12 protein-coding genes are annotated in these 14152 nt (G+C 73.7%); 8 read left to right on the forward strand and 4 right to left on the reverse strand.

The features are described from left to right. The first annotated feature begins 148 nt into the window (after positions 1-148). Positions 149-1231, forward strand: a complete 1083-nt coding sequence (locus J3486_RS24665; RefSeq protein ID WP_207823817.1) for an O-antigen ligase — start codon at positions 149-151, stop codon at positions 1229-1231. Between the two features lie 141 nt (positions 1232-1372). Here the strand turns inward: J3486_RS24665 and J3486_RS24670 are convergent, their stop codons facing one another. Next, positions 1373-1936, reverse strand: coding sequence for a hypothetical protein (locus J3486_RS24670; RefSeq protein ID WP_207823819.1), 564 nt, complete (start codon positions 1934-1936; stop codon positions 1373-1375). 76 nt (positions 1937-2012) lie between these two features. Further along, positions 2013-2795 carry a glutamate racemase gene (locus J3486_RS24675; protein ID WP_207823821.1) on the reverse strand — a complete coding sequence of 261 codons (783 nt, stop codon included), beginning with the start codon at positions 2793-2795 and terminating at the stop codon, positions 2013-2015. A gap of 58 nt (positions 2796-2853) precedes the next feature. Here J3486_RS24675 and J3486_RS24680 point away from each other — a divergent pair, with 58 nt between their 5' ends. Beyond that, positions 2854-4020: a glycosyltransferase gene (locus J3486_RS24680; RefSeq protein ID WP_207823822.1), complete on the forward strand. Its 1167-nt coding sequence runs from the start codon at positions 2854-2856 to the stop codon at positions 4018-4020. A gap of 14 nt (positions 4021-4034) precedes the next feature. On the opposite strand, the gene J3486_RS24685 is transcribed toward J3486_RS24680, so the two are convergent. Beyond that, the gene (locus J3486_RS24685) at positions 4035-5324 is read right to left on the reverse strand and encodes a TerD family protein (RefSeq protein WP_207823823.1); all 1290 of its coding nucleotides are present in this window, start codon (positions 5322-5324) and stop codon (positions 4035-4037) included. A gap of 266 nt (positions 5325-5590) precedes the next feature. On the opposite strand from J3486_RS24685, the gene J3486_RS24690 reads away from it, so the two are divergent. The 4 genes from J3486_RS24690 to J3486_RS24705 all read left to right on the forward strand — a co-directional run bounded on the left by J3486_RS24690 (position 5591) and on the right by J3486_RS24705 (position 10175). Then, positions 5591-6025, forward strand: a complete 435-nt coding sequence (locus tag J3486_RS24690; RefSeq protein ID WP_207823824.1) for a DUF6643 family protein — start codon at positions 5591-5593, stop codon at positions 6023-6025. A gap of 75 nt (positions 6026-6100) precedes the next feature. Further along, the gene (locus J3486_RS24695) at positions 6101-6928 is read left to right on the forward strand and encodes an MOSC domain-containing protein (protein WP_207823825.1); all 828 of its coding nucleotides are present in this window, start codon (positions 6101-6103) and stop codon (positions 6926-6928) included. A gap of 102 nt (positions 6929-7030) precedes the next feature. Beyond that, entirely contained in the window at positions 7031-7636 is a 606-nt protein-coding gene (locus J3486_RS24700) for a hypothetical protein (RefSeq protein ID WP_207823826.1), read from the forward strand. A gap of 127 nt (positions 7637-7763) precedes the next feature. Next, entirely contained in the window at positions 7764-10175 is a 2412-nt protein-coding gene (locus J3486_RS24705) for a right-handed parallel beta-helix repeat-containing protein (RefSeq protein WP_207823827.1), read from the forward strand. Here J3486_RS24705 and J3486_RS24710 read toward each other — a convergent pair. After that, positions 10145-12481 (reverse strand): hypothetical protein, encoded by a 2337-nt coding sequence (locus J3486_RS24710; protein WP_207823829.1) that lies wholly within the window; start codon positions 12479-12481, stop codon positions 10145-10147. The two genes, J3486_RS24705 and J3486_RS24710, sit on opposite strands and share 31 nt — an antisense overlap. Before the next feature lie 227 nt (positions 12482-12708). Between J3486_RS24710 and J3486_RS24715 the strand changes: the two genes are divergently transcribed. Continuing rightward, positions 12709-13545: a DeoR/GlpR family DNA-binding transcription regulator gene (locus J3486_RS24715; RefSeq protein ID WP_207823831.1), complete on the forward strand. Its 837-nt coding sequence runs from the start codon at positions 12709-12711 to the stop codon at positions 13543-13545. Positions 13546-13642: 97 nt separating this feature from the next. After that, on the forward strand, positions 13643-14131 hold the full coding sequence (locus J3486_RS24720; protein ID WP_207823832.1) for an SRPBCC family protein: 489 nt from the start codon (positions 13643-13645) through the stop codon (positions 14129-14131). The last annotated feature ends 21 nt before the right edge of the window (positions 14132-14152 follow it).

Here is a 14152-nt window from a genome sequence, read left to right on the forward strand (position 1 = left end):
CACGACGCGTACGAGAACGCGTCAGGAACGTTCCTGCGCATCCGGGGCCCAAAGCGCCGCACCAGCCGTTACCGTGTGCCTCAGTCCCCGACGTACGGCCGGAACCGGCCATCGCGTCCGGGGCCCGTCACAGTCGGGGGGCGACGGGATGGGTTCGACGGGGTGGTCTTCGCGTTCGGAACCGGGAGCGGGCAGACGGCGGCGCGGTCTGTCCGACGTCGCGGGCATCGCGGTCCTGGGCGGCTGCGCGGCATGGGCCCTGATCACGGCAACCGCCCGCGCGGGCCGGCCCGAAGGGGTGCTGCTCGCCGTGCTGGCCGTCGCCGCGGGGTACGCGGGCGGCCGAATCGGCGGCGCGCTGGTCCCGGTCGCCACGTCCTGCACGGTCGCGGCCGGGGGCCTGTGCCTGGTCTTCGCGTCCCCGCAGGCGGTGCCCGCGCCGAACACCACGACGCCGCTGGGCGGCGCGGGTGCGACGGCCGCCCTGCTGGCGCTGTCGACCGGCGCCGCGTGCTGCGCGGCGTGGGCGGCGCGGCCCGGCGGCCTGCGCATCGCCCTGCATCTGTTGTCCGCCGGTACCGTCGCCGCCGCGGTGGTGGCGGGTTCGGGGGCCGGGGCAGCCGCGTGCGCGGGTGTCGTGCTCTGTTCCCTGGCGGCGGCCCGGCTGCGGCGCCGGGCGATCGGTCTCGCGGCGCTCGGCCTGGGCACCGTGCTGGTCGCCGGGCTCGGCGTCGCGCTCGCCCAGGGCGCCCTGCCGTCCGGGCTGGCCTCGTGCCTGGAGGGGCAGCTGTCCCAGCGCCGCGTCCTGCTGTGGCACCAGGCGCTCGATCTGGCCGAAGCCGACCCGGTGCTCGGCGCGGGCCCCGGCCGCTTCGAGGACTACAGCAGCCTGCCGACGCCGTACCCGCTCCCGGACGGCAGACCGCACTCGGCGGTGCTCCAGGTCGTCGCCGAACAGGGGGTGATCGGGCTCGCGCTGCTCGCGGCCGCGTACTGCTGGCTGCTCCACGTCCTGTGGCGCTCGGGCCGCTCGACCCAGGTGGTGCTGGCCGCGGGCGCGGCCCTGACGACGGTGGCGGTCCTCGCGACGGTCGGCAACGCGCTCAGCTTCACGACCGTCACGGCCGGGGCCGGGCTGCTGGCGGGCATCGCCACCGCGCAGCCGATGGGCGAGGAGCCGCCGGACGGCGACGCGGCCGCCCCGGCACGGGTCCGGGGCGGCCGCGAGTGAATCGTGGTCGGCGGGGCCGTCAGAGCCTGTCTTTGAACCCCCGTCGTCCGCCCGGAGGGCCGGCGCAGCGGCGGTCGGTGCGTGCGATCGTCGTGCGTCGTGCCGGGCGTCGGGCGCAGGCGGCGGTTCAAAGACAGGCTCTCAGAGGGCGGGCCCCGCGGCGGTCGGCTTCAGCCGGTCGCGGATGTGGCGCACCGCGCTCTCCGCGTCGTCGACGGTCACCGTGAACTTCCGGCCGTCCCCGAGGCTGAGCACGACGCCTTCGCCGCGCCGCACGACGACGGCGGTGCCGATCTCCGGCCGCCAGCGGTAGCCCCAGCCGCCCCACTGGCGGGGAGTGACACGCGGCGCGAAGTCGGCGTCGACGACGTGGGAGAGCGGGATGCGGCGGCGCGGCAGTCCTACATGGCCGCAGCGCACTTCGAGGTGGTCCTTGTCGACCTTCACGGCGACGTGCAGGAACGCGAGGGTGCCGAACAGGACGAGCAGTCCTACGGCGATCAGTCCGACCACGGACATCGCCAGGGCGGCGATACCGGTCGCCCAGGAGTTGTCCACGGCGAGCTCGATACCCAGGGCCAGACAGGCGAAGCCGCCCATGGCGAGCAGCCACTGCACACGGTTGTGCGCGCGGCCCGTCCAGATCTCGGTCACCGGGGCGGATTTGCGTCGCCCGGGGTGCGCGTCGGCGGCGTCGTCCCTCATGCACACGAGACTACTCAGGTTCCGCCACTCAGGCATCGCCTCGCGGGGAGTGACTGCTCCGGACCGGTGGCGTCGCTCACCCGGCGTGGCTGACGACCTGCAGGGCCCGGCCCTCGGCGTAGGTGAGCGCCGCCTGCGGAAGCGATTCCTCACGGCCGCTGAGGATCACGGTGAGGCCGCCTCGTCCGGTCGCGGCACGGGCCCGCTCGCCGGCCCTGCGCAGCGCCTGCGCGGCGACGGCGCCCGCGCTGCCGTGGAACACGGGCGGCTCGACGCCGGGCTGCCGCAGCGCCGCACGGATACGCTCCGCGACCAGCTCGTAGTGGGTGCAGCCGAGGACGACGGCCCGTACGTCACGCGGGGTGAGCGCGGCGGCGGCCGCGACGGCCCGGTCGATGGCGTCCTCGTCGGCCCACTGCACCGCGTCGGCCAGGCCGGGGCAGGGCACCTCCGTCACTTCGGCGCCGGCCGCGAAGTCGCGGATCAGGCCGCGCTGGTACGGGCTGCCGGTCGTGGCGGGCGTGGCCCAGATCGCGACGGGCCCGCCGGCCGAGGCCGCGGGCTTGATCGCCGGGACGGTGCCGATGACGGGGATCTCCGGCTCCAGGCGGGCGCGGACCGCGGGGAGGGCGTGCACGGACGCCGTGTTGCAGGCGATGATCAGGGCGTCGGGGCGGTGCGCGGCGGCGGCCTCGCAGACGGCCAGGGCGCGCTCGACGATGTCCTCGGTGGTGCGCGGGCCCCACGGCATGCCGTCCGGGTCCGAGGAGAGCACGAGATCGGCGTCGGGCCGCAGGGTCCGTACCGCGGCGGCGGCCGCGAGCAGTCCGATTCCCGAGTCCATGAGCGCGATCTTCACCCGGAAACCATAGACGATCGGTCCGACAGCGCCGCGCCGGTGGGGCAGACTGCGGCGGATGGACGTCGTTGTGTGGATCACCGCGGCCTCGCTCGCCGCATGGCTGTGGCTGCTGCTGTGCCAGGGTTACTTCTGGCGTACCGACCTGCGGCTGCCGCCGCGCACGGACCCGGCGCACTGGCCGGACGTGTGCGTGGTGGTCCCGGCCCGCGACGAGGCGGCCGTCCTCCCCGACAGCCTGCCCTCGCTGCTCGCCCAGGACTATCCGGGCCGGGCGGAGATCTTCCTGGTGGACGACGGGAGCACGGACGGCACCGGCGATCTGGCGCGCGCCCTGTCGGAGCGCAACGGTGGCCTTCCGCTGACCGTCGACTCCCCCGGCGAGCCGCCCGCGGGCTGGACGGGGAAGCTGTGGGCGGTGCGGCACGGCATCGCGCTGGCACGCACGCGTGGCCCGGAGTTCCTGCTGCTCACCGACGCGGACATCGCGCACGAGCCGGGGAGTCTGCGGGAGCTGGTGGCGGCCGCGCAGACGGGCGGTTTCGACCTGGTGTCGCAGATGGCGCGGCTGCGGGTGGCGAGCGTCTGGGAGCGGCTGGTCGTGCCGGCGTTCGTGTATTTCTTCGCGCAGCTCTATCCGTTCCGGTGGATCGCGAAGCGGGGATCGCGCACGGCCGCGGCGGCGGGCGGCTGTGTCCTGCTGCGCACCGATGCGGCCGAGCGCGCCGGGATCCCCGACGCGATCCGGCAGGCGGTGATCGACGACGTGTCGCTGGCGCGGGCCGTGAAGCGCTCGGGCGGCCACATCTGGCTCGGTCTCGCCGAGCACGTGGACAGCGTGCGGCCCTATCCGTATCTCGGGGACCTGTGGCGCATGGTGTCGCGCAGCGCGTACGCGCAGTTGCGGCACAACCCGCTGGTCCTGCTCGGCACCGTGCTGGGCCTCGCGCTCGTGTACCTGGTGCCGCCCGTCGCCCTGTTCGCGGGGCTGGTCACGGAGAACGCCGCCGTGGCCCTGCTGGGCGGTCTCGCGTGGGCGGTGATGACGGCGACGTACGTCCCGATGCTGCGCTACTACCGGCAGACCCTGTGGCTGGCCCCGCTGCTGCCGTTCACCGCGCTCCTGTACCTCCTGATGACGGTGGACTCGGCGGTGCAGCACTACAGGGGCCGGGGCGCGGCATGGAAGGGGCGCACGTACGCCCGTCCCGATGCCACGCACTAGACGGACCGCGTGGGCTACTTCCGGCCAGGTGTCCAGTTCATGCCCCACCCATAGGCGTGGTCCACGGTGCGCTGCGGGCTCACGCCCCGGCCGGGCACGAGGTAGCGGGCCTCACGCTGGACGGTGAGATCGCCGCCGTCGTGGGTGATGAGGGCGAGCGCGCACACGGTGGACGGAACGGTGCACTCGTCGAGGGAGAAGTCGATCGGCGCCCCGTGCAGGGGTGTCAGCGTGACCGTGGCGTGGAGGTCGGCGAAGCTGCGCGCGCCTTCGTAGATGGTCACGAAGATGAGGATGCGGCGGAACGCGTCCTTGTGGTCGAGATTGATGGTGAGGTTCTCGCCGGTGGCCACGCCTCCGGTGCGGTCGTCGCCGTCGAGATGGATGTACGGCGCCTGGTGCAGCGCCCCGAAGGCGTTGCCCAGCGCCTGGACGACTCCCTTGCGGCCGTCGGCCAGTTCGTACAGGGCGCACAGGTCGAGGTCGAGGTCCCGGTGCATCGCGGTCGCGCGGCCGCGCTTGCTGCCCCAGCCGCTGAACTGCTTGCGCACCTCCCAGTTGAGGTTCACCCGCATCGCGCCCGCGGTGCCGCCCTGCTTGGCCAGGGAGACCGAGGGCGCGGACTTGGTGAGCGTGATCTTGCTGAGGCGGACGGGCGCGGTGGCGGGCGGCGGCGTCGCGGGCATCGGCGGCGCAGTGGCGCGCTGCGGCGCCGGGGCGGTCGGCGGGTATGCGACCGGGGCCGGCGGCGTGTACTGCGGCGCGGTCGCCGGGGCCGTGCGCTGCGGCTCGTCGACCGTGATGCCGTAGTCCGTGGCCAGCCCCTCCAGGCCGCTGTCGTAGCCCTGGCCGACCGCGCGGAACTTCCAGGCGCCCTGCCTGCGGTACAGCTCCCCCAGCACGAAGGCCGTCTCCACGGTGGCGTCCGTGCTGTCGAAGCGGGCGAGTTCGGCACCGGAGGACGCGTCCAGGACCCGGACATACAGGCCGGGCACCCGGCCGAACGCGCCGCCGTCCGCCGACGCGGCGAGCACCACGCGCTCGATGGCCGGCTCCACGCGCGCGAGATCGACGAAAAGCGTGTCCGTCACGTCACTGCCGGTGTTCTTCTTTCCTTCGTGCCGCACCGCCCCGGAGGCGTGCGCGGGCTGGTTGTAGAACACGAAGTCCGCGTCGGAACGGACCTTTCCGGAGACGAGCAGGAGAGCGGAGGCATCCGCGTCGGGGACACCGGGCCCGCCGCGCCACCCCAATTCGACGCGCACCGCCGGAGCCGGCACCGCCACATTCGATCCTTTGGCCATTGTCATGTCTGCCCCCAACAGTCGTCTCCGGCTTCTCCGTCAACCTATTCCCCGCCCACGACGGAACCACAGAGGCACGTTCGAAGATCACTGGCCAACCCCCGGTAACCCACCGAGAACTCGGCCTTTACACGAATCCAGCGCGGCGTGACGACCGTTTTTGACGAGTTCGCTCGCATTGGGGACGCACGGTCACACCCGACACGCCAAAGAACCCTCTTATCGGGCTACCCCATCGACCACATCGTGGGCTTAACTTATGTGTCATGACCTCCCCCCGCTCCACCTATGGCGGCGGTTACTACTCCGCGCCGTCCTTCCCGGACACCCCGATCTACGACTCCCTTGTCGCCGAGCGGGGCACACCCCAGATCGCGCCGATCCGGGTGCCCTCCCCGTACGACACCGGAAGTCATCTCCCCGCGCTCCCGGCCGCGTTGCCCGCCCTGCCGTCGGGCCCGTCCGCGCCGGCGCCGCAGTACGGGTATCCGCCCCAGCAGCCCGCGCAGATGCAGCCGGCCCCGACCGCCTACATCCCGCAGCAGGCGACCGCCCCGCGCGGCTACCCGGGCCCGCAGGCCCCGCAGCAGCCCCGCCCGGCCGTGGGCACCGGGTACGAGGCGATGCGCCCGGCCGCCCCGCGGCCCGCGCCCGCCCCGTACGAGGACCCGTACAACCGCCAGCAGTACCGCGGCTACTGACGGACGCCCCACGCTCACGGACCACGCGTCCGGCCCCGGCATGGGGTCGTCACCGCCTGCTGGCAGGATGACCCCATGTCGCAGCATCCTGAGCTCAGTTCGATCCATGTCTACCCGCTGAAGGCGGTTCGGGGGCACGCACCGCGCACGGCGGTCGTGGAACCGTGGGGGCTCGCCGGGGACCGCCGCTGGGTTCTGGTCGACTCCGCGAACAAGATCGTCACGCAACGCCTGCATCCGCGCCTGGCGTTGGCCGCCGCCGAGCTGCTGCCCGGCGGCGGCGTTCTGCTGTCCGGGCCCGGCACCGAGCCCCTGGAGGTCGAGGTGCCCCGGCCGGAGCGGACGGGCACCGTCGAGGTGTGGGGCGACAAGGTGGAGGCCGTGCCCGCCGCCGACGCCGCGCACGCCTGGTGGAGCACGTACCTGGAGTGCGAGGTCCGCCTCATGCACCTCGACGACCCCGCGACCCGGCGCCCGATCGACCCGGAGTACGCGCGCCCCGGCGAGACGGTGAGCTTCGCCGACGGCTATCCGCTGCTGCTCACGACGCTCTCCTCCCTCGACGCCCTCAACTCCTTGATCGCGCAGGGTGATCACGCGGACGAGGGCCCGCTGCCCATGAACCGGTTCCGGCCGAGTGTGGTCGTCTCCGGCACCGCGCCCTGGGCCGAGGACGACTGGACCCGGATCGCGATCGGCGAGGTCACCTTCCGCATCACCAAGAAGTGCGGCCGCTGCGTCGTGACCACCACGAACCAGGACACGGCGGAGCGCGGCAAGGAGCCGCTGCGCACCCTCGCCCGGCACCGCCGCTTCGGCGACCAGCTCTGCTTCGGCACGAACCTGGTGCCCGAGTCGCCCGGATCCGTCCGGATCGGGGATCCGCTCACGATCCTCGAATAACGGTCACCCGGTCGGGGAACCCGGCAGCGCGGCACGCTCGTTGAGAGACAATGGCGGTGCCGGAACCACCGGTAGCGGGGGACGCGGAAGGGGGTGCAGATCGTGCGTGCGATCACCGGACTCTGGCGGTGGCGGCACAATCCACTGCGCCGCGGGACCGACCTGGCCGAGGCATGGGTGGCGCTGGTCGCGCTCGTCCTCGTCGTCGTCGCCGCGCCCGTGGTCGGCGTGGTGGCCGGGTCCCTCTCCCGTGACGCGCTGTACCGGTCCGTGGACCAGCAGCACCGGCACCGGCACGAGATCACGGCGACCGTGGTGCGCAAGCTGCCGCAGCCGCCGCTCGACCCCGACCCGGAGACCTCGACCGCCAGGGACGCGCACAGCCGCGTCATCGCCACCTGGACGGCGACGGACGGCACCGCGCACCGCGACCGCGTCGTCGCCGCGCTCAAGTCCCCGCACCAGGGCGACACGTTCCCGCTGTGGACCGACGACCGGGGCGAGGTCGCGGGCCGCCCGCTCGACCGTGCCACGGCGGCGACGCACGCGGTGCTCGCCGGATTCGGCGCGGCCGTCGCGCTCGGCGGGCTGGTCGAGGGCACCCGCCGCTTCATCGTGTGGCGCATGGTCCGTCGCCGGTACGCACGCTGGGACCGCGCCTGGGACATAGCGGGCCCCGATTGGGGCAGGACCGGCGCGGGCAGCTGACGGGGTCTCCACTCCGGTCAACTGCCGTGCTCCGCGCGCGCTACGGTGGACCCACCTTAGGCAGCAGCAGCCCCCGTCGGGGCGACAGCACGACCCGCGTACGACGAGGTGGGGACAGAACACCGCTATGGCACAGGGCACGGTCCAGGTGACGCACACCGGTACATCGCGGTGGCGGCGCCGCACAGGGGAGTACGCGTCGCTGGCCGCCGCCCTCGAAGCGGCCGGCGACGGGGACGTGCTCACCGTCGCCCCGGGCACGTACCGGGAGAATCTCGTGGTGCAGCGCGCGGTGACGCTGCGCGGCCCCGAGGGCTCCCCCGGTTCGGTGCGCATCGCCCCGGCCGACGGGGTGCCGCTGACCGTCCGGGCCTCGGCGACGGTGCAGGACCTGCACGTGGAGGGCCAGGACGCGGCGGCGCCCGCGCTCCTCGTGGAGGAAGGCGCTCCGGAGCTGATCGACGTCCGGGTCATGACGCGCTCCGCCTCCGGCATCGAGGTGCGCGGCGGGGCCCGTCCCACCGTGCGGCGCTGCACCGTCGACAACCCCGCGGGCATCGGGATCGCCGTCCTGGACGGCGGGGGCGGCGTCTTCGAGGAGTGCGAGGTCGTCGCCGCCGGTCAGGCCGGGGTCGCGGTGCGCGGCGGCGCGCACCCGCGCCTGGAGCGCTGCCGGGTGCACCACGCCTCCGGTTCCGGGCTCTCGGTGACCGGCGAGCACACCGGTCTGGAGGCCGTGGGCTGCGAGGTCTACGAGATCAAGGGCTCGGGGGTGCAGATCACCGGGCGGGCCGCCGCGCATCTGACGGACTGCGACGTGCACCGCACGACGGCCGACGGCGTGACCCTCGACACGGACGCGGTGCTCACCCTCGCGGACTGCCGCATCCACGACATCCCGGAGAACGCGGTGGATCTGCGCTCCCGGTCGGTGCTGACGCTGACCCGTTCCACGGTGCGCCGGTTCGGGCGCAACGGCCTGTCGGTGTGGGACCCGGGCACGCGCGTGGACGCCAATCAGTGCGAGATCCACGACAGTACGGGCGACTACCCGGCGGTGTGGGTCAGCGACGGGGCGACCGCGGTCCTGGAGGCGTGCCGGGTGCACGACGTGCCGGACGCGCTGTTCGTGCTCGACCGCGGCTCGCGCGTGGACGTCGTCGACAGCGACCTGTCGCAGGTGCGCAACACGGCGGTGTCGGTGAGCGACGGGGCCACCGCGCAGTTGGACGACTGCCGGATCCGGGAGGCCGCGACCGGCGCCTGGTTCCGCGACCACGGCAGCGGCGGCACACTCGCCAACTGCACGGTGGACGCCACACAGACGGGTGTGATCGTCACCAAGGGCGCCGATCCCACGATCGAGCGCTGCACGGTCACCTCACCCTCCGAAGCGGGTTTCTACGTGTCGGCGGGCGGCCGGGGCACCTTCCAGGGCTGCCGCGTGGCGGGCAGTGACGGCTACGGCTTCCATGTGATGGACGGCTGCCGCACGACGCTCAGGAAGTGCCGTACGGAACGGTGCTCCCGCGGCGGCTACGAGTTCGCGGAGGACGGTCCGGTCGTCGAGGAGTGCACCAGCGACGAGAGCGGCGGTGTGCGGCCCGGGGCGACCGCCGCGCCGGAGCCGGTCGTGCAGACGCAGACCGCGCCGCGGACCGTGGGCCTGCTGGGCGGTGTCCCCGAGCAGCGGGCCGTGCCGGAGCCGCCCGAGCCGCAGCCCGAGTCGCGCACGTCGAAGGCCGTGCTCGGTGAACTCGACGCGCTGGTGGGCCTGGAGAGCGTCAAGCGCGAGGTGCGGGCGCTCACCGACATGATCGAGGTGGGGCGCAGGCGGCAGCAGGCCGGTCTCAAGGCGGCGTCCGTACGGCGGCACCTGGTGTTCACGGGCTCCCCCGGCACCGGCAAGACGACGGTGGCCCGCCTGTACGGCGAGATCCTGGCGTCCCTGGGCGTCCTGGAGAAGGGGCATCTCGTCGAGGTGTCCCGGGTCGATCTGGTCGGCGAGCACATCGGCTCGACCGCGATCCGCACCCAGGAAGCCTTCCAACGGGCCCAGGGCGGCGTCCTGTTCATCGACGAGGCGTACGCCCTCTCCCCCGAGGACTCGGGCCGCGACTTCGGCCGTGAGGCGATCGACACGCTGGTGAAGCTGATGGAGGACCAGCGGGACTCGGTCGTCGTAATCGTCGCCGGGTACACGACGGAGATGGAGCGGTTCCTCACCGTCAACCCCGGTGTCGCGTCCCGCTTCTCACGGACCATCACCTTCTCCGACTACCTCCCCGAGGAGCTGCTGCGGATCGTGGAGCAGCAGACGGAGGAGCACGAGTACCGGCTCGCCCCCGGGACGCCGGAAGCACTCCTGAAGCACTTCACGGCGATCCCGAAGGGCCCGGCGTTCGGCAACGGCCGCACGGCGCGGCAGACGTTCGAGTCGATGGTGGAGCGGCACGCGGGGCGGGTCGCCCAGCTCGACGAGCCGAGCACGGACGACCTCACGCTCCTCTACCCGGACGACCTGCCCGAACTGCCCTGAGCCCGCGGGGTCGGCACCCCGTGCCCCAGCCGCGCCAGCAGGCGGGCCCGCTCCTCGGCGAAGACCGGGTCGGCCTGGTAGTCGCTGTGGCCGAGGATCGGCGCGGGCAGCGGGTGCCGCTCGGTGCGGCCGTAGGCGAGCGGGTCCAGGAGGGCGTCGTGGTCGACCTGGGGTCCGCAGTCGCCGGGCAGGTTGATCGGGCCGCCGATGGGGTCGGTCCCGCGGTGCAGATTGCGCCAGCAGTCGACCTGGCGGTGCAGCGACATCAGCGCGGCGGGCCCGAACTGGGCGGGGAACCACCGCCCGTACAGCCGCTCCAGCGGTGAACCGTAGGTGAGCAGTCCGACGCGGCGCCGCACGGACGGCGGCAGCTGCCAGGCTGCGGCCGCCGCGAGGACACTGCCCTGCGAGTGTCCGGACAGGATCAGCCGGCCGCCGGTGGCCCGGGTCCAGGTGGCCATGCGCCAGGTCAGGTCGGGCACGGCACGCTCCGCGTAGCACGGCGGCGCGAAGGGGTGTGCGGCGCGCGGCCAGAACGTGCCGACGTCCCACAGGATGCCGATGGTGCGGCGGGCGGACGGGTCCTTGTAGGCGCGCCGCCCCCAGGTGACGAAGAGTATGAAGCCGGCGCCGATCAGCCAGGAGCCGAGCGCCTGTGCGGTGTCCGCGGCGCCTTCCAGGAGCGGGAAGGTGCCCTCGGCCGCGGTCCCCGGGACCTTGCCGGTGGCCCAGGCCCCGGCGACGGCGAGGCCGCCGAGCAGCAGTGTCACGGACGAGATCACGCCGATCATCGCGGGCGCCCGGTCGGTGAGGGCGGCACGCGCGCGCGTGCCCGCGATCGCGGACGTCCGCGCGTGGTCGGGGCGCTCCCCCTCCGCATGCTCGCCCAGGTGGTAGTCGGTGACGACCCGGGCGGTCTCGGCCTTCTTCCTGCGGGCGGTGCGCACGCCGAGCACGGCGCACATGACGGCGAGGACGACCAGCAGCGGCGGGATGACGGAGGCCTGCCAGGACAGCAGCACCGGCGGGCCCTTGATCAGCCCGCCGGTCCCGTCCAGCCAGTCGGCGACGCGCTGCGCGATGCCGCCGGTCATCACGCCGCCCAGGGCGAAGGAGAGCATCGCCGTGGCGGGTCCGCCGAGGCCGCGCAGCGCGGTGCGGCGGTCGACGGCCGTGCGGTAGATCGCCTTCGCGACCACGGCCAGGGCGAGCACCAGGGCGCCCTGCACCAGGGCGATCCCGCCGAACGTCGTGTCGCCGGGCAGCCGCCCCGAGGAGTGCCAGTGCGGCCGCGACCAGCCCGCGTACACCATGACCAGGACGAGAAGCGCCAGCGCGCCGTAGGGCAGGACGCGCACCAGGACGCGGTCGACGACGAGGTCGATGCGCTCCTCGCTGCGCCCGCGGCTGACCACGACGACGAGCACGAAGACCATGCCCGCGGCCAGGGCGGCGACGAGGCCCCAGCCCAGCACGTCGAGCAGCGCGGCCCCACCGGGGCGCCGGTCGTAGCGGGCCGCCGCCGTGCCGACGGCCGCGGCCACGGTCAGCAGTCCCGCCGCGGTGTGCGCGGCGCGCAGCCGGGACACCAGACGCCGCCCGTACCAGAAGCCGGGCCTGGCCAGCGCGTTGCCCTCCGAGCCGTCGGTGCCGTCGGGGTCGAGGCCGTGGGTCGGCGGGCGCTGGGACTCGTACGCGCTCCACGTGCGGTGGGAGAGGTACCAGAGCAGGACGGTCAGCGCGGTCGGTACGACGGCGGCGAGCGCGAGCCGACGTCCGGGCTGGCTCCACCAGCCGTCGGCGAGGAAGCCGAGCCAGGACCTGCGGTCGGCGCAGGCCGGGGTGCCGGCGCACTGCCAGGCCGTCAGATCGAGCGCGACCTCGCAGGCACCGGCCACGAGCAGCACGGTGAGCGTGAGCCCGGCGAGCCTGACCAGCAGCCCGTACAGCCGCACGGTGCGGGTCCTGCGGCGGGCGTTGGGGCGCATCCAGTGCGCCAGATTGACGACCATGAAGGGCAGCAGCACGAGCCACAGCGCCCGTGAGCCGTTGCCCGACGTGAGGTTGCACCACACGTACGCCTCGGGCACGGGTCTGCCCCGGTAGTCGTCGGGTCGCGATTCCGCGTCGACGTCCTCGGCGCGGCGGAAGACGGCCGCCGTCGCGTCGCCCGACACGCGTACCGTGCGCGGGTCGTCGAGCATCTCCTGCGGTGTGGTGCCGCCCACTCCGTGGACGAGCAGTTCCAGTGCGGTCTCGTCGGTGCCGGCGTTCGTGTCGCCGTGGTGCTGTCGCGCCGTGTCCATCTGTGTGTCCCCCGTTCCTGACGGACACCAGGATTCCGGCTGTGGGCCCCCTCGCGCACCCCTCACGCACCCCTCGTCACGGAATCTCCCCCGACCCGTTCGTGTCCCCCGCCCAGGTGGCGTGTGCGGGCGGTGCCACGGGTGTCGGTGCCGCGTGCGAGGATGACCAGGACTTCGGCCGGACGGCCGTGGGGTCACGGTGACGAAGCGAAGGGACCCGACGGGACGTGAGCGAGAATCAGAACCTCCTCGCGGAGCAGCGCCGCGCCCTGATCCTCGACGAGGTCCGGCGCCGCGGCGGCGTCCGTGTCAACGAACTGACCAGGAAGCTCGGCGTCTCCGACATGACGGTACGGCGCGATCTGGACGCGCTGGCGCGGCAGGGTGTGCTGGAGAAGGTGCACGGCGGCGCGGTCCCCGTGGTCGAGGCGAGCAGCCACGAGCCGGGTTTCGAGGCCAAGTCGGGCCTGGAGCTCACCGCCAAGGAGGACATCGCGCGCGCGGCGGCCCCGCTGGCCGCGCCGGGCACGGCGATCGCCCTGTCCGGGGGGACGACGACGTACGCGCTGGCGCAGCAGCTGCTGGACGTGGCGGACCTGACGGTGGTGACCAACTCGGTGCGGGTGGCCGATGTGTTCCACACCGCGCAGCGCTCCGCGGGGACCCGGCAGGGCGCGGCCACGGTGGTACTGACCGGCGGTGTGCGCACGCCGTCGGACTCGCTGGTGGGCCCGGTCGCCGACCAGGCCATCGCGGCGCTCCACTTCGACGTGCTCTTCCTCGGCGTGCACGGGATCAGCCCGGAGGCGGGCCTGTCGACGCCGAACCTGGCGGAGGCGGAGACCAACAGACGCCTGGTGCAGTCCGCGCGGCGGGTGGTCGTCGTCGCCGACCACACCAAGTGGGGGACGGTGGGCCTGAGTTCGTTCGCCGCGCTGGACCAGGTGGACACGCTGGTGACGGATGCGGGGCTGCCGGTGGAGGCCCGTGCGGAGATCTCCGAGCACATGCGGCTCGTGGTCGCCGGGGAGGCCGATTCCGGTTCGGCCGGTGCAGACATCTGACGGGTCGACAGCTATGGTGACCGTGCCCGGTCGGCCGGCGTGCTACGGCTGCCGGTCGAGCGCCTGACCCGTCGTCCTGTCTGGGGGCTGAACGTTCATGGCACGCCGTCTTCTCCCTGTGGGCCTCGACTTCGTCGAGACCGCTCCGCTGCGGCTCGTGTTCGCCCGTGAGGTGTCCGCCTCGCCGGAGGCGGTGTACGCCGCGCTCGCCGACGACGTGGCCGGGTGGCCGCAGTGGTTCTCCGCCGTGACGCTGGCGCGGCCTGTTGAGGACGGGGCGGACGGCCCGCGGCGCGAGGTGCGGCTCAAGGGCGGCACGCGGTTCGTCGAGACGATCGTGGCCGCGGAGCCGGGCCAGGTGTACGCGTACCGGGTCGACGAGTCCAACGCCCCTGGTGTGCGGGCCCTGTTGGAGGAGTGGCGGATCACCGCGGTGCCCGGTGGGGCGCGGGTGCAGTGGACGTTCGCGGCCGACGGCGCCGCACCGTTCCGGATCGGCCTGAAGGTCGGCCGGGCCGGGTTCGGGCGGGCGTTCCGGGACGCCGTCGGGGCGCTGGAGCGGCGCCTGACCGCCGCCCGCACGTGACCTCACCCGACTGAACTCGGC

The organism is Streptomyces sp. VRA16 Mangrove soil (assembly GCF_017377775.1).
Lineage (GTDB): Bacteria > Actinomycetota > Actinomycetes > Streptomycetales > Streptomycetaceae > Streptomyces.

Coding starts and splice junctions, on each gene's coding strand:
- J3486_RS24665 (WP_207823817.1), top strand. CDS start 149: ATGGGTTCGACGGGGTGGTCTTCGCGTTCGGAACCGGGAGCGGGCAGA.
- J3486_RS24670 (WP_207823819.1), bottom strand. CDS start 1,936: ATGAGGGACGACGCCGCCGACGCGCACCCCGGGCGACGCAAATCCGCC.
- J3486_RS24680 (WP_207823822.1), top strand. CDS start 2,854: ATGGACGTCGTTGTGTGGATCACCGCGGCCTCGCTCGCCGCATGGCTG.
- J3486_RS24685 (WP_207823823.1), bottom strand. CDS start 5,324: ATGGCCAAAGGATCGAATGTGGCGGTGCCGGCTCCGGCGGTGCGCGTC.
- J3486_RS24690 (WP_207823824.1), top strand. CDS start 5,591: ATGACCTCCCCCCGCTCCACCTATGGCGGCGGTTACTACTCCGCGCCG.
- J3486_RS24695 (WP_207823825.1), top strand. CDS start 6,101: ATGTCGCAGCATCCTGAGCTCAGTTCGATCCATGTCTACCCGCTGAAG.
- J3486_RS24705 (WP_207823827.1), top strand. CDS start 7,764: ATGGCACAGGGCACGGTCCAGGTGACGCACACCGGTACATCGCGGTGG.
- J3486_RS24710 (WP_207823829.1), bottom strand. CDS start 12,481: ATGGACACGGCGCGACAGCACCACGGCGACACGAACGCCGGCACCGAC.
- J3486_RS24720 (WP_207823832.1), top strand. CDS start 13,643: ATGGCACGCCGTCTTCTCCCTGTGGGCCTCGACTTCGTCGAGACCGCT.